General features: G+C 60.2%; 24 protein-coding genes. 3 read left to right on the forward strand and 21 right to left on the reverse strand.

The window, feature by feature from the left end:
* Window positions 1-118 precede the first annotated feature (118 nt).
* The 4 genes from N434_RS07400 to N434_RS07415 all read right to left on the reverse strand — a co-directional run bounded on the left by N434_RS07400 (window position 119) and on the right by N434_RS07415 (window position 2,625).
* A complete protein-coding gene (locus N434_RS07400) occupies window positions 119-1,327 on the reverse strand; it encodes a multidrug effflux MFS transporter (protein WP_110756942.1) in 1,209 nt (402 codons plus the stop codon).
* 137 nt (window positions 1,328-1,464) lie between these two features.
* The gene (gene grxD, locus N434_RS07405; protein ID WP_003520429.1) at window positions 1,465-1,800 is read right to left on the reverse strand and encodes a Grx4 family monothiol glutaredoxin; all 336 of its coding nucleotides are present in this window, start codon (window positions 1,798-1,800) and stop codon (window positions 1,465-1,467) included.
* Window positions 1,801-1,951: 151 nt separating this feature from the next.
* Complete coding sequence (locus N434_RS07410; RefSeq protein ID WP_286172166.1) at window positions 1,952-2,377, reverse strand: hypothetical protein; 426 nt, start codon at window positions 2,375-2,377, stop codon at window positions 1,952-1,954.
* On the reverse strand, window positions 2,377-2,625 hold the full coding sequence (locus N434_RS07415) for a hypothetical protein (RefSeq protein WP_065115951.1): 249 nt from the start codon (window positions 2,623-2,625) through the stop codon (window positions 2,377-2,379). Before N434_RS07415 ends, N434_RS07410 begins: the two co-directional genes overlap by 1 nt.
* Window positions 2,626-2,837: 212 nt before the next feature.
* Here N434_RS07415 and N434_RS07420 point away from each other — a divergent pair, with 212 nt between their 5' ends.
* A complete protein-coding gene (locus N434_RS07420) occupies window positions 2,838-3,986 on the forward strand; it encodes a hypothetical protein (RefSeq protein WP_110756945.1) in 1,149 nt (382 codons plus the stop codon).
* Window positions 3,987-4,119: 133 nt separating this feature from the next.
* Here N434_RS07420 and N434_RS07425 read toward each other — a convergent pair whose 3' ends face one another.
* From N434_RS07425 to N434_RS07435, 3 genes are all read right to left on the reverse strand, one after another.
* Window positions 4,120-4,353 (reverse strand): BolA/IbaG family iron-sulfur metabolism protein, encoded by a 234-nt coding sequence (locus tag N434_RS07425; RefSeq protein ID WP_003507909.1) that lies wholly within the window; start codon window positions 4,351-4,353, stop codon window positions 4,120-4,122.
* Window positions 4,354-4,369: 16 nt separating this feature from the next.
* Window positions 4,370-6,604 (reverse strand): phosphoribosylformylglycinamidine synthase subunit PurL, encoded by a 2,235-nt coding sequence (purL, locus tag N434_RS07430; RefSeq protein ID WP_110756947.1) that lies wholly within the window; start codon window positions 6,602-6,604, stop codon window positions 4,370-4,372.
* 154 nt (window positions 6,605-6,758) lie between these two features.
* The gene (locus tag N434_RS07435) at window positions 6,759-8,177 is read right to left on the reverse strand and encodes an aminotransferase-like domain-containing protein (RefSeq protein ID WP_110756948.1); all 1,419 of its coding nucleotides are present in this window, start codon (window positions 8,175-8,177) and stop codon (window positions 6,759-6,761) included.
* 93 nt (window positions 8,178-8,270) lie between these two features.
* Here N434_RS07435 and N434_RS07440 point away from each other — a divergent pair, with 93 nt between their 5' ends.
* The gene (locus N434_RS07440) at window positions 8,271-8,576 is read left to right on the forward strand and encodes a DUF1127 domain-containing protein (RefSeq protein ID WP_065115947.1); all 306 of its coding nucleotides are present in this window, start codon (window positions 8,271-8,273) and stop codon (window positions 8,574-8,576) included.
* A gap of 239 nt (window positions 8,577-8,815) precedes the next feature.
* Here the strand turns inward: N434_RS07440 and N434_RS07445 are convergent, their stop codons facing one another.
* The 14 genes from N434_RS07445 to N434_RS07510 all read right to left on the reverse strand — a co-directional run bounded on the left by N434_RS07445 (window position 8,816) and on the right by N434_RS07510 (window position 21,477).
* Complete coding sequence (locus N434_RS07445; protein WP_065115946.1) at window positions 8,816-9,220, reverse strand: hypothetical protein; 405 nt, start codon at window positions 9,218-9,220, stop codon at window positions 8,816-8,818.
* Window positions 9,221-9,298: 78 nt separating this feature from the next.
* Window positions 9,299-9,970 carry a phosphoribosylformylglycinamidine synthase subunit PurQ gene (gene purQ, locus N434_RS07450; protein ID WP_065115945.1) on the reverse strand — a complete coding sequence of 224 codons (672 nt, stop codon included), beginning with the start codon at window positions 9,968-9,970 and terminating at the stop codon, window positions 9,299-9,301.
* A 20-nt stretch (window positions 9,971-9,990) separates the two neighbouring features.
* Window positions 9,991-10,233 (reverse strand): phosphoribosylformylglycinamidine synthase subunit PurS, encoded by a 243-nt coding sequence (gene purS, locus N434_RS07455; RefSeq protein ID WP_003507918.1) that lies wholly within the window; start codon window positions 10,231-10,233, stop codon window positions 9,991-9,993.
* 54 nt (window positions 10,234-10,287) lie between these two features.
* Window positions 10,288-11,052 carry a phosphoribosylaminoimidazolesuccinocarboxamide synthase gene (gene purC / locus N434_RS07460; RefSeq protein WP_003507919.1) on the reverse strand — a complete coding sequence of 255 codons (765 nt, stop codon included), beginning with the start codon at window positions 11,050-11,052 and terminating at the stop codon, window positions 10,288-10,290.
* 193 nt (window positions 11,053-11,245) lie between these two features.
* The gene (locus N434_RS07465) at window positions 11,246-11,809 is read right to left on the reverse strand and encodes an alpha/beta hydrolase (protein WP_065115944.1); all 564 of its coding nucleotides are present in this window, start codon (window positions 11,807-11,809) and stop codon (window positions 11,246-11,248) included.
* A gap of 68 nt (window positions 11,810-11,877) precedes the next feature.
* A complete protein-coding gene (gene purB, locus N434_RS07470; RefSeq protein ID WP_110756950.1) occupies window positions 11,878-13,185 on the reverse strand; it encodes an adenylosuccinate lyase in 1,308 nt (435 codons plus the stop codon).
* Window positions 13,186-13,263: 78 nt separating this feature from the next.
* Window positions 13,264-13,782 carry a hypothetical protein gene (locus N434_RS07475; RefSeq protein ID WP_110756952.1) on the reverse strand — a complete coding sequence of 173 codons (519 nt, stop codon included), beginning with the start codon at window positions 13,780-13,782 and terminating at the stop codon, window positions 13,264-13,266.
* A gap of 55 nt (window positions 13,783-13,837) precedes the next feature.
* On the reverse strand, window positions 13,838-14,515 hold the full coding sequence (gene rpe / locus N434_RS07480; protein WP_065115941.1) for a ribulose-phosphate 3-epimerase: 678 nt from the start codon (window positions 14,513-14,515) through the stop codon (window positions 13,838-13,840).
* A gap of 131 nt (window positions 14,516-14,646) precedes the next feature.
* On the reverse strand, window positions 14,647-15,726 hold the full coding sequence (locus tag N434_RS07485; protein ID WP_110756953.1) for an ABC transporter substrate-binding protein: 1,080 nt from the start codon (window positions 15,724-15,726) through the stop codon (window positions 14,647-14,649).
* 877 nt (window positions 15,727-16,603) lie between these two features.
* On the reverse strand, window positions 16,604-17,029 hold the full coding sequence (locus N434_RS07490) for an NUDIX domain-containing protein (protein ID WP_110756955.1): 426 nt from the start codon (window positions 17,027-17,029) through the stop codon (window positions 16,604-16,606).
* Window positions 17,030-17,042: 13 nt separating this feature from the next.
* The gene (locus N434_RS07495; protein WP_065115938.1) at window positions 17,043-18,539 is read right to left on the reverse strand and encodes a DEAD/DEAH box helicase; all 1,497 of its coding nucleotides are present in this window, start codon (window positions 18,537-18,539) and stop codon (window positions 17,043-17,045) included.
* Window positions 18,540-18,758: 219 nt separating this feature from the next.
* Complete coding sequence (locus N434_RS07500; protein ID WP_110756956.1) at window positions 18,759-20,057, reverse strand: M23 family metallopeptidase; 1,299 nt, start codon at window positions 20,055-20,057, stop codon at window positions 18,759-18,761.
* A 110-nt stretch (window positions 20,058-20,167) separates the two neighbouring features.
* Window positions 20,168-20,995, reverse strand: coding sequence for a ferritin-like domain-containing protein (locus tag N434_RS07505; RefSeq protein WP_110756957.1), 828 nt, complete (start codon window positions 20,993-20,995; stop codon window positions 20,168-20,170).
* Between the two features lie 14 nt (window positions 20,996-21,009).
* Window positions 21,010-21,477, reverse strand: coding sequence for a peroxiredoxin (locus N434_RS07510; protein WP_110756959.1), 468 nt, complete (start codon window positions 21,475-21,477; stop codon window positions 21,010-21,012).
* 235 nt (window positions 21,478-21,712) lie between these two features.
* On the opposite strand from N434_RS07510, the gene N434_RS07515 reads away from it, so the two are divergent.
* Window positions 21,713-25,096, forward strand: coding sequence for a YhdP family protein (locus tag N434_RS07515; RefSeq protein ID WP_110756960.1), 3,384 nt, complete (start codon window positions 21,713-21,715; stop codon window positions 25,094-25,096).
* The last annotated feature ends 204 nt before the right edge of the window (window positions 25,097-25,300 follow it).

Consider the following 25,300-nt stretch of genomic DNA (forward strand, 5'->3'; position numbering starts at 1 on the left):
TGGGCTGGCTGCACCCCGGACCAGGTCCGGGGTGACGGCGGGCGGATGAGGTCAGCTTGTACCCAAACAAAAAGGGCGCGGAATTCTGTTCCGCGCCCTTTCCTTTTTCCAATGGCTCTCACCGTGTCGGCTTGTTGTGCGCCTGAAACAGCATGCCCTTTTCGCCGATCAGCACGAAGATCAGGCCGATGATGGAGACGACGAAGAAGCCGGCCACCATCGGCAGCGCCGTGCCGTCGAAAGCCTGGCCGATGCCGGCGCCGATCAGCGAACCGCCGACGGTTCCCATGAAACCGATGACGGAGGAGGCGGTGCCGGCGACATGGCCGAGCGGCTCCATGGCAAGCGAGTTGAAGTTCGAGCCGATCCAGCCGAACTGGAACATGGCCAGCGCAAAGAACACGATGAAGATGGCAAAGGGCATCGGCTCCGGTCCCAGCATCTGCACCACCAGCCAGATAAAGGTGATGGCGATGAAGCCGAGCAGCGATCCGTGCGACAGCTTGCGCATGCCGAACCTGCCGACCAGCCTTGCATTGATGAACGACGAGAAGGCCATGAACAGCGCAACGCCGGCAAAGGCCGCCGCAAACCATGCGCCGAGGCCATAAATGCCCTTATAGACCTGTTCAGCCGAGTTGATGAAGCCGAACAGCGCGCCGAAGATGAAGGTGCTCGAAAGCGTATAACAGAGCGCGATACGGTTGGTGAGCACGATCTTGAAGCCACCGAGCACCGAACGGGCGGTGAAAGGGCGGACATCATCCGGATGCAGGGTTTCCGGCAGGCGGAAATACATCCAGGCCGTCACGACGGCGGCGATGCCGGCCATGAAGGCAAAGATCAGATGCCAGTTGCCGAAGAAAAGCACGATCTGGCCGGTGCCGGGCGCGATGACCGGAACGACCATGAAGACCATCATGATCAGCGACATGACTTCCGCCATCTGACGGCCGCCATAGATGTCACGGACGATCGAGATGGTGATGACACGCGTCGCCGCCGAACCGATGCCCTGGATGAAGCGCAGGACCAGGAGGCCGGAGAATGACGGTACGAAGACCACGGCAATGGCGGAGATGATATAGATGGCCAGACCGACGAGCATCGGCTTGCGGCGGCCGAAACGGTCCGAGATCGGTCCATACAGAAGCTGGGCGATGCCGAAGCCGAGAAGATAGGTGGAAATCACGTATTGGCGGTGATTTTCGTTCTCGACGCCCAGCGAGGCACCGATTTCCTGAAGACCGGGCAGCATGATGTCGATGGCAAGCGCGTTCAGCGCCATCAGCATTGCGGCCAGCGCAATAAATTCCGTGCGCCCCATCGAGCCTGCGCGCGAAGCGGTGGATTGTGAAAGATTTGTCACAGGATTGCCCCAAAAAGAACGGCAAAGGCGTTGCATGAAGCAACGCCTGGCATACATTTCTGACAATCAGGGTGGGCCGGATGAACCGGCCGAAATCAGGCCGCGCCGCGGACGCTGATACCCTGTTCTTGGAAGTGATTCTGCAGTTCGCCGGACTGGAACATCTCTCTTACGATGTCACAGCCGCCGACGAATTCGCCCTTGACGTAGAGCTGCGGAATGGTTGGCCAGTTGGAATAGTCCTTGATACCCTGACGGATGTCAGCATCGGCAAGCACGTTGATGCCTTTGTAGTCGACGCCGAGATAATCGAGAATCTGTACCACCTGGCCGGAAAAGCCGCACTGCGGAAATTGCGGGGTGCCCTTCATGAAAAGAACGATGTCGTTGCTCTTCACTTCGCTGTCGATCATGTCGTGAATGCCGCTCATAGGCTTATTCCTTTCACATGCGGTTCAAGGCCGCTGCTTTCTGTTTGTTCCTAGATAACATGTCGCGGCGCGATTTCCACCCGGAAAGCGTAAAAAACTGCGGGTGTGGCATCGAAGAATGGAGACGGGATTTCTTGTTAAGCAGTATCCGTCAGGGATCCGGATATATGAGCAGTATTTTTCCCATCGTCTTGCGCGGCTTGGAGACAAGCAGGGTGAATATGCCGGTCTCTTCACCGGAAAAAAGATCCAGTTCCCGTTGGCTCTGGAGCTTCATGCGCGACCGGCCGTTCGCTAGCGAACAATCACGCTCGCAGTCGATCCACATTTCACTGGTCCAACTGCTGGCTTGGGCGATGACCTCAAGATCGATAATGAGCTTAGGGCTTTTCTGTTCGAACAGGCGACAGGTTTGACCGACCTTACATATGGTCTTGCCCGCAATCGGCTCTGCATTGTCGAGCAATATGCCGAAGCCGACCCTGATCTCTTTTTCGCTTGTATCCTCCGCTGCGCCTTGTTGCGGCCCCAAGAACGTTAGTAGAGCGCAGGCGATAAGCAGACGGAGACAATTCATCACCGATATCTCTGCCGGCTGCGCGCGGCGGCGGTGCGTCTTTTGCTCACCTGTTTCTTGGCCGGCTTGGGTTTGACGGCGGCGTTGATCGCGGCTTCGAGGACTGATCCGACGATGCCGCCTGCGAGGGAGCCGCTGTTTTTCGTCCGGCGCGTGCGGCGGGTTTTGCGGATACCGGTCTTGGTGAGGATTTCAGACAGCGCGCCCTTGACGACGCCGTTGAGCACTTGATCGACGATGCCAGACAAATTTCCCTCACCGATAAATAAATCATATTTCCGTCGTGATTTTTACTATACGTGCATCGCCCACTGTATCAAGCGATCCTTTCGGGTGGCTGTAGAGCATTTCCGCGTTTCTCTGAAACGCGGAAATGCTCTATCTATTTGTTTTTACGCATTGTCCTGACGTAAAAGCGGTCCCGCTTTTACTGGAAATGCTCCCGCCCGAAGGTTTGTGCATGCCGACCGTCAAGTCACGACTTGTTCTTTATTTCCCCGGTTTCGATCCGCTCGATGCGGCCGCCCATCATCTGCGTTACCAGCGGGCGGCGGCACTGGCCGGCAAGACCTGGGATGTGGACTATGCGGTGGGGCCGCTGGAGAATGCGCCAGGAGGTGAAACATTCACGGTGGAGGCCTCGGCGGGCGACTGGCGAACCCGTTCGGAGATTTTTGTCTATGATCATAATGGGGTCATCTCCGAGCTGCGGGATGAACCGGTCTGGCGGCAGATCTGGTTCGGGTTCAAGGCCGGGGCGGGCATCATCGCCGAAGGCGGCGCGGCGCGCTACTTTCGCCATGCCTGGCGTTTTGGCCTGTTCTTCATCTTTCCGTTCCTGCTGATGCTTGCCGGTGGTGCGCTTGCTGCGGGTATCGCCTTGTCGCCGTGGCTGTTCGGCTTGCCACTCTGGCTGTTTGCGATCAGTCTTCCCGCCGCCGCGCTGTTTTTCCTGAAGGCGTTTCTGCCGTTTGCCGAGCGGTTTCACACCCTGCATCTTTACGCGGACTGGCGGTTCGCGCTTGCAGTCGGCCGCGATGAGCCGATTGCGCGTGACTGGATCGAGGAGAGGGCAGCACTTGTGCTGACGGCGCTCGAACAGCCCTCGGACGAGGTTCTGGTCGTTTCGCACAGCATGGGCGCCAGTCTTGCGCTCGCCACTATCGGCCGCGTGCTGGAGCTGAAACGGGATGCGCTGGATGGCCGGAAACTGTCCTTTGCGACATTGGGTGGGGCGGCGCTGCAATGCGCGTTCCTGTCGAGTGCGGACAGGCTTCGTGAGAGCGTCGGCACGATCGCGCATCACCAGCAGGTGACATGGTTTGACATCCAGTGTCTGACCGATCCTATCCACCTTTACCGGTGCAATACCGTGGCCCTGACCGGTCACGCGGATGCGCCGCAGCCGAAGATCGTGCCGATCCGCTTCAAGCATTCGCTTTCGCCGGAGCGTTATAAAAAGAACAAGCGCAACTTCCTGCGCATGCACCGGCAATATGTTCTGGGCCCGGATCGCAGGTCCGGTTACGATTTTACGCTGCTGACGGCGGGGCCTTTGCCGGCCGCGTCCTTCGCCGATCTGGATTCACAGACGCCGCCTGCCTTGTAAGCGGCGTTTGCCCTTTGCCTGACATGGAAAGGCCCGCGTGAGAGTGTCACGCGGGCCTTTGATTTAGTCCTGAGCCTTTATGCGTCGGCGGGACAGTGAAGCTGTCTCGCCTTCATCGCCGTCACGGGCGCAATCATTCGGGAGCCGAGGTCTGCAGGGCAAGGGCATGCAGAACGCCGCCCATATTGCCCTTCAGCGCGTCATAGACCATCTGGTGCTGCTGCACGCGGGTCTTGCCCTTGAATGCTTCCGCGACGACTTCCGCCGCGTAATGATCGCCATCACCGGCCAGATCGCGGATCGTGACCTTTGCCCCGGGAATTCCCGCCTTAATCATGTCTTCAATGTCGCCGGGTTTCATGGGCATGGTGTTTCTCCTTAATTCATTCTGCGGCGAGCAAAGTTTCGCCGTCCATGAATTGAGGGAACCACGATTCATAGGCCAAGTGCAATTCTTTAATCTCGACGGCGCGCGCCGTGCCCAGCTTTACGGTGGAACCGCCGGTAACGCCGATGACCGGGCAGGAAACGCCCGCCGCCTTCGCTGCTGCCTGCACCTCGTCGAGATCGTCCTTTTTGATCGTCAGAACGTAACGGCCCTGATCTTCGCCATAGAAGGTGAGTACCGGGTTGTGGCCTTCGACCGCGTCGATGGTTGCGCCGATGCCCGACGAAATCGCCATTTCGGCAACCGCAAGTGCCAGACCGCCCGAGGAGCAATCGTGAACGGCGGTGGTAAGACCATCGTTGATGAGGCTGCGGACGAAATCGCCGTTGTTCTTTTCGGCGGCCAGATCGACATGTGGCGCCGGGCCATCGATGCGGCCATGAATGTCACGCATGTAAACCGACTGGGCGATATGCGTGCCGAGGCCGGCAGGGGCGCCGACGAGCAGCACCACGTCGTCAGCGGCGGCGAAACGGATGCGTGCCATGCGGCCCCAATCCTTCAAGAGGCCGACGCCGCCGATGGTGGGGGTGGGCAGGATCGCCTGACCATTGGTCTCGTTATAGAGCGAGACGTTGCCGGAAACGATGGGGAATTCCAGCACGCGGCAGGCTTCGCCGATGCCCTTGATGGCATGGACCAGCTGGCTCATGATTTCCGGCTTTTCCGGGTTGCCGAAATTGAGGTTGTCGGTGGCCGCCAGCGGCAGAGCGCCTGTCGCGGTGATGTTGCGCCAGCATTCGGCCACAGCCTGCTTGCCGCCTTCGAAGGGATCGGCCTCGACATAACGCGGGGTCACGTCGGAAGAGAAGGCGAGTGCCTTCTTGTCATGGCCTTCGACGCGCACCACGCCGGCATCGCCGCCGGGAAGCTGCAGCGAATTGCCCTGGATCAGCGTGTCATACTGTTCGTAGACCCAGCGGCGCGAGGAGTTGTTGGCCGAACCGACCAGCGATACCAGCGCATCGGCGATGTCGGCGGCAGGAACGTCGTTTTCTGAAAGCGGTGCGGGCACCTTGGCGGGCGTCCACGGGCGGTCATATTCTGGAGCCTGATCGCCCAGTTCCTTGATCGGCAGGTTGGCGACTTCCTCGCCATTGTGCAGCACGCGGAAACGCAGATCATCGGTGGTCTTGCCAACGATGGCGAAGTCCAGACCCCACTTGACGAAGATCGCCTTGGCGACCTCTTCCTTGGAGGGCTCGAGAACCATGAGCATGCGCTCCTGGCTTTCGGACAGCATCATTTCGTAAGCCGTCATGCGCTCTTCGCGCACCGGCACGGCGTTCAAGTCAAGCTCGATGCCGAGGTCGCCCTTGGCACCCATTTCGACGGCCGAGCAGGTGAGGCCGGCCGCACCCATGTCCTGAATAGCGATGACCGCGCCGGTCTTCATCAGTTCAAGGCAGGCTTCCAGCAGGCATTTTTCGGTGAAGGGGTCGCCGACCTGAACGGTCGGGCGCTTTTCCTCGATGGATTCGTCGAATTCGGCAGAAGCCATGGTCGCGCCGCCGACGCCGTCGCGGCCGGTTTTCGCGCCGAGATAAACGACCGGCAGGCCGACGCCCTTGGCTTCCGAAAGGAAGATCGCATTGGACTTGGCAAGGCCGGCGGCAAAGGCGTTGACGAGGATATTGCCGTTATAACGCGGGTCGAATTCCACTTCGCCGCCAACCGTCGGCACGCCGAAGGAATTGCCGTATCCGCCGACACCGGCGACAACGCCGGCCACCAGGTGGCGGGTCTTCGGGTGGTCAGGCGCGCCGAAACGCAGCGCGTTCATGGCCGCGATCGGGCGCGCACCCATGGTGAAGACGTCACGCAGGATGCCGCCGACGCCGGTTGCCGCACCCTGATAGGGCTCGATATAGGACGGGTGGTTGTGGCTCTCCATCTTGAAGACGACGCAGTCGCCATCGTCGATATCGACCACGCCGGCATTTTCACCGGGGCCCTGAATGACGCGTGGGCCCTTGGTCGGCAGGGTCTTCAGCCACTTCTTGGAGGACTTGTAGGAGCAGTGCTCGTTCCACATGGCCGAGAAGATGCCAAGCTCGGTAAAGCTCGGCTCCCGTCCGATCAGGTCGAGGATACGCTGGTATTCGTCGGGCTTCAGCCCGTGGGATGCAACGAGTTCCGGGGTGATCTTGATGGAGTTTGGAATCGACATAGGTCTCACGCGGTTCGAGCCGAGGAAAGTTTCCGGTTCTTTAGCGCAAGAGGCTCAATGGTGCGACAGGAAAATGCGCCGCTTTGCCCGCTAATTGGCGGTTTATGCCGATATTGGCGACCTGCGGGCGGTGCCCGCAGGGCCGGGGCCGGTATCAGGCCACGCTTTCATAGCCGGCTGAACCATTATCGAGCAGATGGCGAAGAATGCCGAAGGCGTGTGTCAGTTCCTCGCGGCTGGAAGGCCCGGAAAAGCTGATGCGGACACGGTGGAAAACCTTTTCCGCCCGCCCGGCCTTGAACTCGTCCTCATCGTCGATCAGCACGCCTTCCTTCATTGCCGCATTGCGGAAGGTGCCGGAAAGCCAGGGTTCGGGCAGCCGCAGCCACATGAAGGCGATATCGGGCAGGGAGTTGAAGTCCAGTCCGGCAAAGACGCGCCGGGCAATCGCCTCGCGCCCGTTCAATTCGGCAATGCAGTCTTTGCGGATATCATGCGCGTCGCCGCTGTTGACGAGGCGCGCATTCAGTTCCGCCAGCATGAAGGGCAGGCCACCCGTTATCATCGAATGCGAAATCCGGATACGCGAGGAATATTGCGCCGGGCAGGCGACCCAGCCGCCCCGGACACCGGCGGCGACGGATTTCGACAGGCCGCCGACCACGAAGGTGATGTCGGGTGCGAATTCGGCGATCAGCGGGATCGCCTCGCGGGTCATCGCCCCATAAAGATTGTCCTCGACGATCCAGACGCCGTATCGGCGGGCGATATCGGCAATGGCGCGGCGGCGTTCTTCCGGCAGGGTGGCGCAGGTCGGGTTCTGGCCGGCGGACATCAGGAAGATCATTTTCGGATGCTGCTGGGCGCAGACGCGTTCGAAATCATCAGGCACAATACCGTTCTCATCGGCCTCCACCAGCGTCACCCGCCGGCCTGCAAGCGTGGCGCTGCGGCTGATATGGGAATAGGTCAGCGGTTCGAAGACGATGCGGTCGCCCGGCGCGGTCATGGCCGTGATCACGCTCATCACCGCCGCATGGGCGCCGAGCGTCGAGACAATGTTTTCCGGCTTCGGCGACCAGCCGTTCTGGGAAAGCCAGCGGACGCCCGCCATACACCAGCTGTCGGGAAAAGAGCGGGCATAATTGGTGATGTCGTAGGTGTGCTCCCGGGTGACGGCCTCGATGTGCCTGGCGATCAGCAGGCTCTGGCCGACATCGGGCGCGGCCGTCGTGTTCAGTCGGAACTCGGCGCTGCTGTCGACGGCATGGCGCGTGCTGCCGAAGGCCGCCGCTGCCGGTTCCAGAGGCAGGGACGGGGCAGGGGTCTTGCGCTCATTGACATAGGTGCCGCGGCCGACTTCGCCGCTAACGAGGCCACGTTCGTGAATGAGCGCATAGGCCCGGCTGATTGTGCCGATTGTCACACCCAGATCATAAGCGAGATTGCGCTGTGGAGGCAATTTCGAGCCGGCCTGCAGGGTGCCATCGGAAATCGCGCCTTCGATGCTGTCCGCAAGGCGAAGATAAATCGGGCCGTCGCCCTCGGTAATGTCGGGAAGCCAATTTGTCATGGTGACAATTTATGCATTGTATCTATCCATAAGTCAATTGTATTTATTGTCCTCATTGAATGAGGCTAAACGCACGGAGACAATAGGTGCAATATGCGCAAGATGGATCAATACCTTTCGACAGCGGATACACTCTATCCTGACGGTTACGAACGGGAACGCGTGTTCCGCGATGCCGGCGACATGGTCGCACCGGCGCCCTTTCCGGCCAGGATCGCCCACACGCTTATTGGTCGCCTGATTGCGGGCATGGCCCATTGGCAGCAGAAACGACGGGGACGGCTCGCCTTGCGGGAACTGTCCGACGATCTTCTGGAGGATATCGGCGTTACACGGGATGAGGCTCTCAAGGAGGCCGCAAAATCGCGGCTTCTCTCCTGGCCGTCCCGGTCGCTTTGATTTTTGTCGGAGAGCGGTGCCTTCTTTCCCCGGCACCATCAAGCCATTCGGCAGCCCGCCACGCCACTCCCAACCGGCGCTGGCGGGTTTTTTTATTGGATTTGCGCGGGGATGCAGGAAAATGGCCCCCGTCATCCCCGGGCTTGTCCCGAGGATCTGCGACGGATTGATTTTATTCGAGGTGATCAGATCCTCGGCACAGGGGCGAGACTGACGCCTTTGACGTAGACGTATCTAGATCAGCAGCCTTTGCCGCCGTTTGCCCAGCGCTTGACGTCGGTTGCGATGCGGCCGGAAATGGCTTCGTTCATGACAGGTCCGAAAGCATCGAGCTTTGCCGGATTGCCTTCGGCCTGCACCACCAGCATGGGGCGCGATTCCGGGCTGTTGCGGGGTACTAGCAGGATGCGCGGACGGCCGGAGAAGGAATTGAGTTCCGGGGCCAGACGATAGGCCTTGAAGGCCGCATCACCCGACTTGAACCAGCAGGCATTGGCACCAAGCGCGATCCTCTCCATCGTCGGCAGGGCGGCACGGGATACGGAGGCGGCCGGCTGCGGTTTCGGCTGGCAGGCGGCGAGTGCGGCGGCAGCGAGGATCAGTCCGGTCGCTTTGTAGGCATTCAGTCGAAAAGCAAGAGACATCAGGTCATCCAGAAGAGAGGCCGAAACGGCAGCCGCGAGCGGGCATTAAAAAGGCGGGCTTGAAGCCCGCCCGGTCTGTCAGGCCGCGATGACGCCGAGCGCCGAAGCAAAGAGGCCGCGGCCGTCATTGCCGCCATGGGCGGCTTCGATGAGATTTTCCGGATGTGGCATCATGCCGAGGACATTGCCCCTGGCGTTGATGACGCCGGCGATGTCGTTCAGCGAGCCGTTGGGGTTGGTGCCGTCGGCATAACGGAACACCACCTGGCCGTTGTCTTCCATCGTCTTCAGCTCTTCGGCTTCGACGAAATAGTTGCCGTCGTGATGGGCGACGGGGCAACGCAGGATCTGGCCCTTGTCATAGGCGCGGGTGAAATCGGTGTCGTTATTGGCGACTTCGAGCTTCACTTCCCGGCAGACGAATTTCAGCGAGGCGTTGCGCATCAAAGCACCCGGCAGCATGCCTGCTTCGACGAGAATCTGGAAACCGTTGCAGACGCCGAGAACCTTCACGCCCTTTTCGGCCTTTTCGCGAATGGCCTGCATGACCGGCATGCGGGCGGCGATGGCACCGCAACGCAGATAGTCACCATAGGAGAAGCCGCCCGGAATGACGATCAGGTCGACATCGGGAATATCCGTTTCCGTCTGCCAGATGGTGACGGGCGCGCTTCCGGAGATTTTCGTCAGGGCCGCGATCATGTCGCGGTCGCGGTTGAGGCCGGGAAGTTGGACGACAGCGGATTTCATGGACGGCGGCTCCTTGGGCTTCAGAGAATGGCGATGGCGTAGTTTTCGATGACCGTATTGGCCAGCAGCTTTTCACACATTGCCTTCAGGTCGGTTTCGGCCTTTGCCTTGTCGGCACCTTCCAGCTCCAGATCGAAGACCTTGCCCTGACGGACATGGCCGACGCCGCCAAAACCGAGGCTGCCGAGCGCGCCTTCGATTGCCTTGCCCTGCGGATCGAGAACGCCGTTCTTCAGCGTAACAGTCACCCGTGCCTTGATCACCTGATCTTCTCCTGATTTTACCTTAAGAGGCCAATATTACTTCACGAGCCGATATTATTTTACCAGAACTGGGCCGGTGCCGCGGATCGGTTCGTTTTCATTGATGATGCCGAGACGGCGTGCGACTTCGGAATAGGCTTCCACCAGCCCGCCCATGTCACGGCGGAACAGGTCCTTGTCCATCTTTTTCTGGGTCTCGATGTCCCACAGGCGGCAGCTGTCGGGCGAAATCTCGTCGGCCAGGATGATGCGCATCATGTCACCTTCGAACAGGCGGCCGCATTCGATCTTGAAATCGACGAGCTGGATGCCGACGCCGAGGAACAGGCCGGAGAGGAAGTCGTTGACACGAATGGCAAGCGCCATGATGTCGTCAAGCTCGGCGGGGTTGGCCCAGCCGAAAGCTGTGATGTGCTCTTCGGAGACCATCGGGTCTTCCAGCTCATCCGACTTGTAATAAAATTCGATGATCGAACGCGGCAGCACCACGCCTTCCTCGATGCCGAGGCGCTTGGAGAGAGAGCCGGCGGCGACATTGCGCACGACGATCTCGAGCGGGATCATCTCCACTTCCTTGATCAGCTGCTCGCGCATGTTCAGGCGGCGGATGAAATGGGTGGGAATGCCGATCTTGTTCAGATGCGTGAAGACATATTCGCAGATACGGTTGTTCAGCACACCCTTGCCGTCGATGACTTCGTGCTTCTTCTTGTTGAAGGCGGTCGCATCGTCCTTGAAGAACTGGATAAGCGTGCCTGGCTCCGGACCCTCGTAGAGGATCTTGGCCTTGCCTTCGTAAATACGGCGGCGACGGTTCATAATAGCAGGTCTCTTGGTTGACGCCGATTCTGGTGGCGTTGCGTTTGGTCTTTGAAGCGGTCCCATAAAGGAAAAGAGCGCATACTACAATGCAGCTGGCCTATCTTCCCTTCAATTCTTGTGTCGGGCGGATAGGGCCACGCCCGCCGGCAAACAGGGCCGGGAGCAGGGTGAGCCGCACAGACTGCGACCGTCAGGGGTCGACTGCCTTCAGGCGGCTCAGGAACTGGGCGAATACCATGCCGCCTTCCGGCCACGGACCATGGCCGGACTCGGCATTGATGTGGCCCGACATGCCGGCATCGATCAGTAGCGAACCCCAGGCCGCGGCAATGTCGTCGGCGTGTTCATAGGAGCCGAAGGGATCGTTGCGGCTGGCGATGGTGATGGCCGGAAACGGCAGCGGATCGCGCGGATAAGGTCCGAAGGTCATCAGATGTTTCGGCCGGATATCGGGATTGGCGACATCGGGCGGCGCGACGAACAGCGCGCCCGAGACCTTCCTGCCGATTTCCGGCAACGCATGGATCACCGTCGGCACGCCGAGCGAATGGGCGACGATGACTATGGGCCTGGTGGAGGCATTGACCTCTTCCACCAGCCGGGCGACCCAGTCTTCCTTCACGGGTTTGGACCATTCCGCCTGCTCGACACGGCGGGCGGTGGAAAGCTTGCGCTCCCAGCGGGTCTGCCAGTGGTCGGGGCCGGAATTGGTATAGCCCGGGACGATGAGGATATCTGCTTCTGAAACTTTCATGCGCCCATATCTGTGTTGTGATGCCGCCGCGATCAAGGCCGCGGCGGCATTAACTTCAGGGAGTTTTCTCAGGCGTTGCCGAAGACACGGGCGAAAATCGTGTCGACATGCTTGGCGTGGTAACCGAGGTCGAACTTCTCGCGGATCACCTCTTCGGAAAGTGCGGCGCGCACTTCGTCGTCGCCCAGCAGCTCCTCAAGGAAGTCCGCACCCTGTTCCCAGACCTTCATGGCGTTGCGCTGGACCAGACGGTAAGCGTCTTCGCGGGAAACGCCGGCCTGCGTCAGCGCCAGGAGAACGCGCTGCGAATGCACGAGGCCACGGAACTTGTTCATGTTCTTCAGCATGTTGTCCGGGTAGATCACCAGCTTTTCGATGACGCCGGCCAGACGGTTCAGGGCGAAATCCAGCGTGACGGTCGTGTCGGGGCCGATGGCGCGCTCCACGGAGGAGTGGCTGATATCGCGCTCGTGCCACAGCGCCACGTTTTCCATGGCCGGAACGACCGACATGCGCACCAGACGGGCAAGGCCGGTCAGGTTCTCGGTCAGAACCGGGTTACGCTTGTGCGGCATGGCCGAGGAACCCTTCTGGCCGGGCGAGAAGAACTCTTCCGCTTCCAGAACCTCGGTGCGCTGCATGTGGCGGATTTCGATGGCGACGTTTTCGATCGACGAGGCGATGACGCCAAGCGTCGCGAAGAACATGGCGTGGCGGTCACGCGGGATGACCTGCGTGGAAACCGGCTCGGGGATGAGGCCGAGCTTGGCGCAGACATGTTCCTCAACGCGCGGGTCGATATTGGCGAAGGTGCCGACGGCGCCGGAGATCGCGCCGGTAGCGATTTCGGCGCGGGCGTTGACGAGGCGCTCGCGGTTGCGGTGCATTTCGGCATAGAAGCGGGCAAAGGTCAGGCCCATGGTGGTCGGCTCGGCATGGATGCCGTGGCTGCGGCCGATACGCACCGTGTTCCTGTGCTCGAAGGCGCGGGTCTTCAGCGCGGCGAGCACGCGGTCCATATCGGCCAGCAGCAGATCGGCTGCGCGCACGAGCTGGATGTTGAGCGTGGTGTCCAGCACGTCGGACGAGGTCATGCCCTGATGCACGAAACGGCTGTCGGGGCCGACAAATTCGGCAAGGTGAGTCAGGAAGGCGATGACGTCGTGCTTGGTCACAGCCTCGATCTCGTCGATGCGGGCAACGTCGAAGGTGGCGCTGCCGCCCTTTTCCCAGATGGTCTGCGCTGCGGATTTCGGAATGACGCCGAGGTCCGCCAGTGCGTCACAGGCATGCGCCTCGATCTCGAACCAGATGCGGAACTTTGTTTCCGGCGACCAGATGGCGACCATCTCCGGCCGGGAGTAACGAGGGATCATGGCAATGACTTTCTTCGTAGAGAGGCTTGGCTTGGTGGAGGGATTTTGCTGCCCGTTTAGCAAAGTGTTCCGGTAATCTCAATCTATGAACTCAGAAGCGCGGTGCCGCCGCCGGCAAAGGACTGCGCCTGCCAGTGCGAGCGGAATGGCGGCGAACGGAAAATAGAGGCCGAGGCCGAGAATGGCGAACTGGTAGACCGCGCCGAGCGAGGTGAAGAGCTGCTGGAAAAACCAGATGCGGGAGAGCGCCGGCGCATGCCATTGCGCATAAAACATGCGATACTGCAAAGCGAAAAATGCCGCAGCCGCCGCCAGTGTGAAGAAGGTGACGGCAAGACAGCTTGCCGCAAAGCGAAGCGGCAGGGCGATGGAGGCGGGAAGGAAGCGCAAGGCGCCGGTCGCCAGCGGCCATCCGATCAGACCACCGAGAAAAAACAGCGCTGCGATCTCGTCGGCATGGTCGGTTTCCAGCCGGTTCCTGAGATAAAGGCCGAGCGTGGCGACGGCCGCCGAACAGAGAGCCCAGACAAACGAAGCGAGGAGCGGGAACAGCGCTTTCGAGATTACCTTGCGGAAGTCCTGCGTATCGCTGTCCATCAAGCCCTCATCCGGACGCCCTCTCGCCTTGTCTGCAGCGCATCTCCGTTTTAAATCAGGATCTTGCCGCTTCCGCCGCCGTGCGTAACAGCGTCACCGTCTTGCGGTAGTCTTCAACGCCATCGCCCTTGAAGACGGCCGAACCCGCCACCAGTGCATTGGCGCCGGCGGCAACGATTGCGCCGGCGGTTTCCGCCGTCACGCCGCCATCCACTTCCAGTTCGATCGGCCGGCTGCCGATCATCGCCTTGGCGGCACGGATCTTGTCCAGCATGGCCGGAATGAACTTCTGACCGCCGAAGCCGGGATTGACGCTCATGATCAGGACGAGATCGACATCATCGAGCACGTTTTCAATGACGGAAAGCGGCGTGGCGGGGTTGAGCGTAACACCGGCCTTCCTGCCGAGCGTGCGGATGGTCTGCAGCGAGCGATGCAGATGCGGTCCGGCTTCCGCGTGCACGGTAATGCCATCGCAGCCCGCCTTGGCGAAAGCCTCGAGATAGGGGTCGACGGGGGCGATCATCAGATGGCAGTCGAAAAAGGCATTGCTGTGTGGACGAAGCGCCTTGATGACATCAGGCCCGAATGAAATATTCGGCACGAAGTGGCCGTCCATGACGTCGAGATGGATCCAGTCCGCGCCGGCTTCCGTGACATCGGCGACCTCCTGTCCGAGCTTGGCGAAGTTGGAAGCAAGGATTGACGGTGCTATCCGGACGGGCAGGGACATGGGCAAACTCCTCTCGACGCGTTGCGTAAGCTGCCTTTAGCATCAAGTATCCGGGTTTGAAACGGTCTGCCGTGCGGTTGCCGATGGTTTTCAGCCGCGCCTTGCCGAATTTCCCGCCGTGCTCACGTCAGCTATTGTCTTTCGGCCTTGTCCGCGGGCTCAAAGCGCTGGCCGTTCCAGCGCTGCAGGCGGTAGGGATTGTCCGAAAGTTCGTGCGACGGGTTGAAGCCGAGATCGCCGATCACGGTTTTGAAGACGGTTCCGGTCGCCAGTATTTCCGGCGCGGGTTTCGACTGCGCCTGTGCCGCTTCCGCGAGCGCTGCCGTCAGTTCCGCTGCCGCATAAGCGGGCAGGACGTAGCCCTCCGGTTCGATGCCGGCGGCGCGCAATTCGCCGGTGACGGCCTGCGCCGATGGCAATGTGTCATAGGCCGGGCGGGTGATGGCCAGCACATTTGCCGTAAGCGGAACCGGGTTGTTGGCGGCATCCAGCGCATCGCCGCCCATGATGGTGAGGGAGGAGTTTTCCGAGGCGGCGTCGCGGGCGACGATAGCGATGTCGTTGCGTTCCGCGCCGATGAAAACGTGGGTGACGCCGGTTCGCGCCAGCCGGCGCACCAGCGCCACCTGCTGCTCCTGGTTCGGCCGCATCGTATCGGCAAAGGTGGGCTTCAGCCCGTTTTCCTCCAGCGTCGAGCGGATACGGTCGATCAATTCGCGGCTGTAGATGGTGCCGTCATCCACAAGGCCTATGGAATGGCCTTTCCAGTCGCGCAGGATGATCTCGGCCGCCCTTTCCGATTCGGCCTTGTCCGAGGGCGCGAAACGGAACAGTGGCCAGCCGTATTTCAGGGCGTCTTCCATCAGGATCGGGGCGCGGCTGGAGAGCGTGATGGCCGGAATGGCGGCCGCTTTCAGCGGCGGCAGAACGTCCTGCAGCGTTTCGGTGCACAGGAAGCCGATCGCCGCGCTGACTTTCGCAGCCACGAGGCCGTCGGCAATGGCGCCGCCGCTGCCGTCCTCGCAGCTCTCGTGGATTTCGACGACATCCAGCCCGAGTTTGGCGGCAGCCGCCTTCGCGCCCTGCCGAACCTGCTGCCCCAGAAGCTCATATGGCCCGTTCTGCGGAGCAACAATGCCGATCGACGCCGCGCTTGCTGAGCCCGCAAAGGCAAAACCGGCGATGATCGTTAGCAGGCGAAGTGAAAGCATGACGTGATCGAAATCCTGTTGTTCCGCTTGATGTTTATCGGCAACAAACGGTTTTCCAAAGGAAAAATCGCCGCAACCCCGGCATAATCGCATATCGCCGTCTGCACGGCGGCGGTTTTGACCGCCCGCTATCCGAATCAAGGGCGCGGGACGTGATGGCACGTTGTAGTTGTTGCCATTCGATATTATTGTCTCTGTTCCAGCTTGATTTTTGCGGATTTATAAGCCGCTCCCGCATTCCGTGAATGGAGAAGTATCTTCATTATCAGTTGCAAGGATTTTTACTTTATAAAACTGTAACATGTGGTGCGTATAAGCACAGTTTAGCAAGGGCGAATTATTATTTTGCCTCTTAAAGTGCAGTCGCAAAAACTGCCCATTTTGTTTTCACATATTTAACTTCTTGATATTTAATGCTAATATTTAGCTTTTCTCCGTGGCGTCACTTTTTCTCCGGGCCTTTTTTCGCATTTGCGAGAAGATTTGCTTGACGGAAAGTAAATGTTTAGCTTAGATATACCTGTTTCAGGGGACGACTGAAATTGGCTGTAACAAGCCTCGGAAAGTGTTCCGGTTATAAGCACTGCCAGACTATATTACATTATATATTCTATTATTTTCATTACGTATAAACCGCTTCGGGAAACTGGAGCGGTTTTTTACATGGTTCTAATTTAAGCAATTTAAAATTGAATTTGAAAATATTCACGCAAAGCCATTCTCTTATTATTATATTTGCTGAAAATAAATCGCGCAGCCGGCCTGGGGTGAGTGCGGGTAGGGTCCGTTCCGGACCGTTTCACCGCACCCGCTCGTGATTTCAGGACGGTCGTGTCACGGCTTCATACCCGACGGAATCGGTTTGCCTGCCTGCCGGTTATTCGGCCTGTTTCAGGGCCGCCAGCGCGTCTTTTGCAAAAAGGGAGGTGGGTTCGGGAAGGCTGTCGAGATGGAACCAGCCGATTTCGGAAAGCTTGTCCGGTTCGGTTAATACAGGTTCGCCCTGCGTGTCCCGGGTAACGAAGATCAGCGACACCCAGTGATGCCGTTCCGCAGTATCGATATATTCGCTGTGACGGAGAAATTCGATCTTGCCGATTGTCAGGCCGGTCTCTTCCTCGGCCTCCCGCCGTGCCGCGGCGAGGGAGGTTTCGAGATGATCGACCTTGCCTCCCGGAATACTCCAGTACCCCGCCTCCGGCGCTTTCAGGCGCCGGCAGAGGAGCAGCCGGTCGTCGCGCAATATCGCAAGACCGACGCCGACACCCGGGAAATCGAGGCCTGGTTTGATGGTCGGCGTCATGTTCGTGCCGGCCTCAGCCCTTGGCGTTGGCCACGATCAGCATGAATGCGGGAATGTCGTCGCCGAAGCCGACGGGGGTCGGGCCATCGTCATGGTCGCGATAATGGCGGCGACGGTCACGGTTGTCGTCATTGGCGTGCAGCGGGTTACGAATGTTGCGCTCGGAATTGCGCGGGGTCTTTTCCGGTCTGCGTTCTGCTTTCACCTTGTCGTCTCCGTGAGCCGCGATGTCCGTGTCCGCAGCGGATTGTGCACCCTGATTGATGTTTTCGGCCGGCGATGCGTCGCGACGGTTCCGGTCGCGACCCCTGCCGCCCCGTTCCTTGCCGCGGCGGCCGGAATTGCTTTCAAAGCTTTCCATCGGCGCGGGCAGGGTGGAGAGATCACCGTTCTGCCACTCGATCTTTTCGCCGATCAGCTTTTCGATCGCGTCGAGATACTTGGTGTCGCTCTTGGTGACGATGGTGAAGGCCTTGCCCGAGCGGCCGGCACGGCCGGTACGGCCGATACGGTGGACATAGTCTTCCGAATGAATGGGGATATCGAAATTGAAGACGTGGCTGACATCGGGAATGTCCAGTCCGCGCGCCGCGACATCGGAGGCGACGAGCAGCTTCAGATTGCCGTCCTTGAAGTTCTGCAGCATCGTGGTGCGCGACCGCTGGTCCATGTCGCCATGCAGTGCGCCGACAGAGAAGCCGTGCCGGTCGAGCGACCGGAAGAGATCGGCCACATCCTTCTTGCGGTTGCAGAAGATGATGGCGTTCTTCAGTTCCGCTTCTTCGGCCCGGATGAGATCGCGCAGCACCGCGCGCTTTTCATAATCCTTGTTGTGGGCCGCGACGATGCGCTGGGCGACGGTCTTTGCCGTGGAGGAGGGCTTGGCGACCTCGACACGAACGGGGTTCTGCAGGAAGCGATCAGCCAGCTTCTGAATTTCCGGCGGCATGGTGGCCGAGAAGAACAGCGTCTGGCGGGTAAAGGGGATCATCTTGGCGATACGCTCGATATCGGGGATGAAGCCCATGTCCAGCATACGGTCGGCTTCGTCGATGACGAGGATTTCCACGCCGGTCATCAAAAGCTTGCCGCGTTCGCAATGGTCGAGAAGGCGGCCGGGCGTGCAGATGAGCACATCGGCGCCACGCTCAAGCTTGCGGTCCTGATCTTCGAAGGAAACACCGCCGATGAGAAGGGCAACGTTCAGCTTGTGATTCTTGCCGTATTTCTCGAAGTTCTCCGCCACCTGCGCTGCAAGCTCACGGGTCGGCTCGAGGATCAGCGTGCGCGGCATTCTGGCGCGTGCGCGGCCCTTTTCGAGCAGGGTGAGCATCGGCAGAACGAAGGACGCGGTTTTGCCCGTGCCGGTCTGTGCGATACCGCAGATATCACGCTTTTCCAGAGCCGGCGGAATGGCGCCAGCCTGAATGGGTGTCGGCGTCGTGTAGCCGGCATCTGCAATAGCGGAAAGAACTTTTTGGCTCAGGCCAAGATCAGAGAATGTTGTCAAAGGAAGAACTTTTTCCGTTCTGGTTCGGTAAGAACACCTGCGTGCCGCGACGACACTTGCAAAGACTTGGCGCGGGGATATGCCCAAATTGCCGGAAAGTCAAGGAAACAACGGGAAAAGCGCGCGAAACCTCGCCGTTCGGGCGAGGCTTTTTGGCCTGTGGCGCGGTTTCGGGCGATTTATCGTAAAAAGCGCAAAAAAAGCGTTAAAATCGGCCTGTCATTTCAGGTAGGTTTTCAGCTCCGCCCCGGCGACCAGAAACCGCATCGGATCGACCGGCGTATCGTTGCGGCGCACCTCGTAATGCACATGCGGACCGGTGGAGCGGCCGGTGCTGCCGGCGCGGCCGATTATGTCGCCGGCTTCGACGCGGTCTCCGGCCTTGACCAGAATGGCGGAGAGGTGACCGAATCGCGTCGAGACGCCCTGGCCGTGATCGATCTCGACCATATTGCCGTAGCCGCCGGAATTTTCCGCGACAGTTACCCTGCCGGCTCCGGTGGATTTGACGTCGGCCCCGGTTTCGGCACGGAAATCGATGCCGGTATGCAGGGCCGGCCGACCCAGAAACGGATCCATCCGGTTGCCGAACCGGCTGGTGATCGCTCGGCCGGGGGCGGGGTTGCCGAAGGGCAGGGTGGTTGCGGTTTCCTTGACGGTATCGAGCCGGTTCAGCGCATTGTCGAGATTGGTGAGCGACAGGCTGAAGGGATCTGTCTCACCGCGCTCGGGATCCGCATAGGGGCCGCCGATATCCTCCGTGCCGTTTTCCTCTATCTTCAGACCCGCCTGCCGGATGATGTCCTGCATCGCGCTCGCCTTGTCCTCGGCATCGCTGGTCAGTCTGGCTATGCGCGATATCTGCTGGCGCTCGATATCCTTCAGCGAAAGCGTCACCCGCGAAAATACCCGGTCGGCCCGGTCCGAGGGTGTTTCGCCGGCTTCAGGCACGTAAGCGGCACGTCTGTCGGTTGCCGCGGGCTTTTCGGGCGGCTGTTTGCGCGGCGTCATCAGCTTTTCGATGGCGGAAAGGCCGCCGGAGAGATCGGCGCGTTTTTCGGGCGCCATGGCGTTCGAAAGGGAAGAGGGCGCGGCCGGGGAGGCGGCGATGCCGGAACTTTCGGCGCGCTCGAGCAATTCGCTCATGCGCCCATGCCGCGAGGTCAGCGCCGCCTGCTGTTCCAGCAGCTTTTCCACTTTCTTTTCAACAACCTGCTGGTCAAGCAATTGCCGCGACGTGACGCGGTCCACCTGCGCCCTGAGTGCTGCGATACGGTCTTCATAATCGTTCTGCATGCGGGTCTGGCGTGCCATGGTCGCGCCGATCAGGTCGTCACGCAGGATGAGATAGCCGGTGGCGCCGAGATAGCCGAGCGAAAACAGGCCGATCGTGCAACCGGCAAGCGCGGTCATCCACGGGCGGATCGTCATATGCCGAACCTTCTCGCCGCTCGCCAGAATAAGGACGTGCTGCGACCGCTTTTTGCCGAATACCCGGTTTTCCGCTGTATCAGTCAAAATCTCTCTCCGGACTGGCCGATTTCTCAACGGAAATCATAATTCGTTAAGGTTAACGAAGTTTTGCCGGAGGTATCCGTCTGGCTTGTATCCCGCTGGTAAGGACAGTGTCAGCTCTGGCTGACGGAGGTCAGCGAGCGGTAGAAGGACGGTGTCAGGCCGGCCTCGGCACGGGCGAGGTCGTTGAAGGGCGGTTTCAGCGGCCCGCGGAAATTGGCGCGTACCAGCTGCTTGAAGGTCGCGGCCGGGTCCTTCCTTTCGCGGGCGCAGAGGAACCGGAACCATTTGGCGCCGATGGCGACATGGCCCTTTTCATCATTATAGATGATGTCGAGGACGGCCGCGCTTTCGAGATCGCCGGTTTCCCGCATCCTGGCCTGCAGGGAAGGCGTGACGTCCAGTCCGCGCGCCTCCAGAATGAGCGGCACGACGGCCAGTCGCGCGGTCAGGTCGTTGCGGGTGGAATGCGCCGCCTGCCAGAGCCCGTCATGGGCGGGCAGGTCGCCATAATCAGCCCCGAGGCTTCTGAGCCGGTCTCGCACCAGCCGGAAATGTTTCGCCTCCTCGAAGGCAACCTGCATCCAGCCATCGAAGAAGGAATGCGGAACCGGTTCGCTGGCATAACGCGCGACGATATCGAGCGCGAGATCGACGGCGTTGAGTTCGATATGGGCGATGGCGTGCAGCAGCGCGATGCGGCCCTTGACGCTGTGAAGCGAGCGGCGCTCCACGGCGGTTGGCGGAACGAGATCGGGCTTTTCCGGCCTGCCCGGCCGCTCCGGCAGGGGCGGGTCGAGCGGGGAGCGCAGCGACAGGCGGCGTTCAAACCACCGTGTCGCCGTTTCCTGCGCAAGCGCGGTCTTGCGGTCGAGATCGGCGCTGGCTATGGCGTCGGTCGCCCCGCCGCGCAGGGAGGTGATCTTGAACGGAGGCGTCACAACGGGTCCGTCTCTCAGAGTTTCCCTGCCGCTTCCAGAACGGCCTGGGCGTGGCCCGCAACCTTGACCTTGTTCCAGATCTCCGCGATCTTGCCGTCTGGCGCGACAAGGAAGGTGGTGCGTTCGACACCCATGTATTTCTTGCCATACATGCTTTTTTCCTTCCAGACGCCATAGGCTTGAAGAGCCGTCCGGTCTTCGTCCGAGGCAAGCATGACGGACAACGCATGTTTCGCGGCGAATTTGTCGTGGCTTTTGACGCTGTCGGGGGAAATGCCGATGACGACGGCATTGGCCGCCTCGAATTCACCGCCCAGCGCGCTGAAGTCGATCGCTTCGGCCGTGCAGCCTGACGTATCGTCCTTGGGGTAGAAATAAAGAATGACCGCCTTGCCTTGCAGTTTGGACAATGTCACCGTTCCTTCACCGTTGCGGGGCAAAGTAAAATCCGGAGCCGGGCTGCCAATCGTCAAGTCTGTCATAATCTACCTTTCTTTCGCCGGGATGTTGAGTGAAAGTCGCCACATTCGATATATAGCGAAACCGCGCATCGTCCAGATCACGATTGAGATTTCAGGTCTAATCGGTCTGAAATCTCAATCGTGATCTGGATTAAGGAATTAAAGCGGGATTCCAGACGAAAACCGCTTACACTTTTCGCCATCCCGCTCCGGTGTTGCGGCGAAACGAAAGCTATTCAGGGGCAAGCACGGGCGTATGGCTGAAGTCAGGGGTGAAAAGGTCAAGTTCGGCAGACGCGATATCGTTGCGCTGCACGATCTTCCTTCGGCACAGGCCGAAGATCCCATCATCGTGCATTGCCCGCCGCCGCGCTCCATGGTGCGCGCCTTCGTCAAGATTTTTACGGCGCTTTTTGTGCTCGCCTTCCTGTCCATCGGCGGAATCATTCTTTCCGTCGAGACGGGATCGATCGACACGACGCTTTCCAGCCAGGCGCAGCAGGCGCTGGAACGGGCGCTTGGTCCCCATTACAGCGCGCGGATCGGCTCTTCTGCCATCAGGTTTTCGACGGGGCTTCAGCTTGCGCTCGTGGCCGAGGATGTGGATATCGTCGAGAAGGAATCCGGCCAGCATTTGAGCCGGGCACGGGCCATCGGCATGGCGCTCGATCCGCTCGCGCTGCTGACCGGCCGTATCTCCGTGCAAAGCCTCGAAGCCGATGGCATGGAGCTCGATACGGCGCTTTTGCCCAAGGGCAACGGCTTCGACCTGTCCAGTATCAAGCTCGATGCCGTGCCGCAGCAATTGCAGGGGGCGTTCGAGCAGCTCGACAGGCTTGCCCAGGCTTTCTTGAGCAGCGGGACCGAGGAAATCGACATTTCCAGCGTTTCGGTGCATCTGCCGCCCGGCGAGCTTGGGAAACCGCGCACCATAGAGATACGCGAACTGTCGCTGACACCTGACCAGCAGGGCGGATATTCGCTTGATGGCGAGACGCTGTTTAATGGCGAGGTCGCCAGCGTCGCGCTGACCACATCCGGTTCGGGCGGCGTGATCGACGGCTTTCAGGCGCGGATCGATGGTTTCGACATCGGTCCGTTTCTGGAGAAATATGATCCGCAGGGCAATCTTCATGAGGGTCTGAACGTCAAGACCGGCGTCAGCATTTTTGCCCGGCGGGCTGCGGAAGGGCGCGAACCGCAGCTGGAAGTATCGGTCGGCATGGGCAACGGAACGCTTCTGATCGGCGGCGAGGCCCAGCCCTTCACGGCCGGCAATGTCAACGCGCATTATGATTTTCAGAAAAGCACCCTGGTGATCGCCAATTCGCGGCTGGAACTCGGGCGAACGATTATACCGGTTGCCGGCGAAATCAGGGATACGGAGGAAGGTTTCGGCCTTTCGCTCCGGATCGACAACGGAATTGCTTCGGCGGAAGCCTCGGGCGAGGAACCGGTTCCCTTCAGCCTGAAGGCGGACGGCCACTACACGGCGGCGACGAAGCAGCTGGAGGTTCCCTCGCTTTACGTCAGCGGCCCGCTCGGAGACATGGCGGGATCGCTGAAAATACGCTTCGGGGAGGGCTCGCCGGAAATCAGCTTCGGCGGGCAGATTCCCAAGATGGAGGCCACGGCGGTCAAGCAGCTGTGGCCGTTCTGGATGGCGCACAAGCCGCGCGACTGGGTGGTGTCCAACCTTTATGGTGGCACCGTTACCAATGGCTCGATCGCGATTTTCATTCCGCAGGGACGGATGTGCGGTCCCGGCTGCCCGCTGGTGCTCGGCGAGAGTGAAATGCAGATCCGCTTCGATATTGACGATACGCGGCTCAACACTACGGGAGATATTCCGCCGCTTCGGGATGTCGACGCGCATTTCAATCTGGTCGGTGGCGGCATGACCGTCGATATCAAGCGGGCAACGTCCTATTTCCCGTCCAACCGGACGCTGGAGCTGGAAAACAGCCGTTTCCTCATCTCTTCCGTCTATGACAAGCCGCTGCTTGGAAATGTCGAGCTGAACGTTGCCGGTGCCGCCGATGCCGTCGCCGAGCTTGCGACGCTGAAGCCGATCAATGCGCTGAAAGACACCCGGTTCAAGCCCGAGGATTTCACCGGCGACGTGAAGGCCAATGCGAAACTGACCGTCGGCCTGCTTTCCAGCCAGAACCCGCCGCCGCCGGTGTGGACGGCCGATCTCGACTTGAAGAACCTGTCGCTGACCAAGCCCTTTGCCGGCCACAAGGTGACGGCGCTTGACGGTTTCATGGCATTGAACGACCGGCAACTTCTGCTCCAGGGCAAGGGCCGGGTGGATGACGTGCCGATGGATATCGAGATGACGGAGCCGGTGCGCAAGAACAGCGATGTTCCCCCGACGCTTTCTCTCAAGGCGACGCTGAGCGAGACACAGGTCGCCAAGCTTGCGCCGGAGTTGTCCTCCGTTCTGGGTGGTACGACGGTGATGGAAGTCAACGGTGCGGACCCGAAACGGCAGGACATCCGGCTCGATCTGACGAGGGCGTCGATCATCCTGCCGGGGCTCGGCTGGAGCAAGGGCATCGGCATTCCGGCAAAAGCCGCCTTCACCATGGAAGCGGCGGATGGCCGCACGACGATCAGCGGTTTTTCCCTCGACGGTGACGGTTTTGGCGCCGCCGGCGATATTGCCTTCACCAAGAACGGGTTGATTTCGGCCGATCTCAGCCGCGTGCAGCTGTCGCCTTCCGATAATTATGCCGTTTCCGTCGCGGCATCCAGGAACGGCTACACCATCAATGCTTCCGGGAAATCCGCCGATGTCCGGCCTTTCCTCTCGAAGCTGCGCAGCTCTTCCGGGGGCGGTGATGGTGCGTCACGTTCGCAGCCGTCGCTTGCCATCAAGACGCAGTTCGACAAGGTCTATGGTTTCAACGATGAAGTCCTGGCCAATGTCACTTCCGATGTCAGCGTGCGCGACGGCAAGGTCCGTTCGATCGATTTTCGCGGTGTCACCGGAAACGGCCAGGCGGTTGTGGCGCAGACCACCAATCGCGGAGCGACGGGAACAGTGACGCTCACCAGCAGCGATGCCGGGTCGCTCGCCCGTTTTGCCAATATCTACAGCCGCATTCGCGGCGGCCTTCTCAACCTTGCGCTGACGACCTCCAATGGCAGCGACTGGAGCGGCTCGCTCGACCTGCGCAATTTTGCCGTCGTCAATGAAGCCAAGCTGCAGGACATTGTTGCCACGCCAACCGGTGAGGACGGCAGGAGCCTCAACAATGCCGTTCGCCGCAATATCGATGTCAGCTCGGAAAAATTCCAGCGCGGTTTTGCCCGGGTCGTCTACGTCAACGGTTCGGTTGCCGTGGAAAACGGCGTGGTGCGCGGCGAGCAGATCGGCGCGACCTTCCAGGGTCTGCTGAAAGACCAGAACGGCCGTATGGACATGACCGGCACCTTCATGCCCGCCTATGGCCTGAACCGGCTGTTCGGCGAGCTGCCCTTCATCGGCATCTTTCTCGGCAATGGCCGCGACCGGGGGCTGCTCGGCATCACCTTCAAACTGTCCGGCCAGACGGACCAGCCGAAGCTGACGATCAATCCGCTGTCGCTGATTGCGCCTGGCGTCTTCCGGCAGATTTTCGAATTTCAGTGAATGGAGCGTCGCAAAGCTTGGCGCAAGCGGCTGTTTGGCGAGAACTGGTCACCCGCACTCCGTCACTCCGGACCTGATCCGGGGTCCAGTGCGATCAAGTCCTTGCTCGCGCGAGAGCCCTTTCACGGCGCAGACGCGCCGTGGCTGGATGCCGGATCTAGTCCGGCATGACGGAATTGGGGGTATCGGCGCATCGAGGACCGC

Source organism: Rhizobium sp. UGM030330-04 (assembly GCF_003208455.1).
Lineage (GTDB): Bacteria > Pseudomonadota > Alphaproteobacteria > Rhizobiales > Rhizobiaceae > Agrobacterium > Agrobacterium rhizogenes_A.

What these genes read in the sequence shown, in the direction of transcription:
- N434_RS07510 (WP_110756959.1), bottom strand. Translation starts at nt 21,477, where the DNA reads ATGACAGACTTGACGATTGGCAGCCCGGCTCCGGATTTTACTTTGCCC.
- N434_RS07420 (WP_110756945.1), top strand. Translation starts at nt 2,838, where the DNA reads ATGCCGACCGTCAAGTCACGACTTGTTCTTTATTTCCCCGGTTTCGAT.
- rpe (WP_065115941.1), bottom strand. Translation starts at nt 14,515, where the DNA reads ATGTCCCTGCCCGTCCGGATAGCACCGTCAATCCTTGCTTCCAACTTC.
- N434_RS07485 (WP_110756953.1), bottom strand. Translation starts at nt 15,726, where the DNA reads ATGCTTTCACTTCGCCTGCTAACGATCATCGCCGGTTTTGCCTTTGCG.
- N434_RS07515 (WP_110756960.1), top strand. Translation starts at nt 21,713, where the DNA reads ATGGCTGAAGTCAGGGGTGAAAAGGTCAAGTTCGGCAGACGCGATATC.
- N434_RS07400 (WP_110756942.1), bottom strand. Translation starts at nt 1,327, where the DNA reads ATGGGGCGCACGGAATTTATTGCGCTGGCCGCAATGCTGATGGCGCTG.
- N434_RS07425 (WP_003507909.1), bottom strand. Translation starts at nt 4,353, where the DNA reads ATGCCCATGAAACCCGGCGACATTGAAGACATGATTAAGGCGGGAATT.
- N434_RS07445 (WP_065115946.1), bottom strand. Translation starts at nt 9,220, where the DNA reads ATGTCTCTTGCTTTTCGACTGAATGCCTACAAAGCGACCGGACTGATC.
- N434_RS07465 (WP_065115944.1), bottom strand. Translation starts at nt 11,809, where the DNA reads ATGAAAGTTTCAGAAGCAGATATCCTCATCGTCCCGGGCTATACCAAT.
- N434_RS07435 (WP_110756948.1), bottom strand. Translation starts at nt 8,177, where the DNA reads ATGACAAATTGGCTTCCCGACATTACCGAGGGCGACGGCCCGATTTAT.
- purQ (WP_065115945.1), bottom strand. Translation starts at nt 9,970, where the DNA reads ATGAAATCCGCTGTCGTCCAACTTCCCGGCCTCAACCGCGACCGCGAC.
- N434_RS07440 (WP_065115947.1), top strand. Translation starts at nt 8,271, where the DNA reads ATGCGCAAGATGGATCAATACCTTTCGACAGCGGATACACTCTATCCT.
- N434_RS07475 (WP_110756952.1), bottom strand. Translation starts at nt 13,782, where the DNA reads ATGGACAGCGATACGCAGGACTTCCGCAAGGTAATCTCGAAAGCGCTG.
- grxD (WP_003520429.1), bottom strand. Translation starts at nt 1,800, where the DNA reads ATGAGCGGCATTCACGACATGATCGACAGCGAAGTGAAGAGCAACGAC.
- N434_RS07410 (WP_286172166.1), bottom strand. Translation starts at nt 2,377, where the DNA reads ATGAATTGTCTCCGTCTGCTTATCGCCTGCGCTCTACTAACGTTCTTG.
- purL (WP_110756947.1), bottom strand. Translation starts at nt 6,604, where the DNA reads ATGTCGATTCCAAACTCCATCAAGATCACCCCGGAACTCGTTGCATCC.
- N434_RS07490 (WP_110756955.1), bottom strand. Translation starts at nt 17,029, where the DNA reads ATGACGCCGACCATCAAACCAGGCCTCGATTTCCCGGGTGTCGGCGTC.
- purB (WP_110756950.1), bottom strand. Translation starts at nt 13,185, where the DNA reads ATGATCCCTCGTTACTCCCGGCCGGAGATGGTCGCCATCTGGTCGCCG.
- purC (WP_003507919.1), bottom strand. Translation starts at nt 11,052, where the DNA reads ATGAACCGTCGCCGCCGTATTTACGAAGGCAAGGCCAAGATCCTCTAC.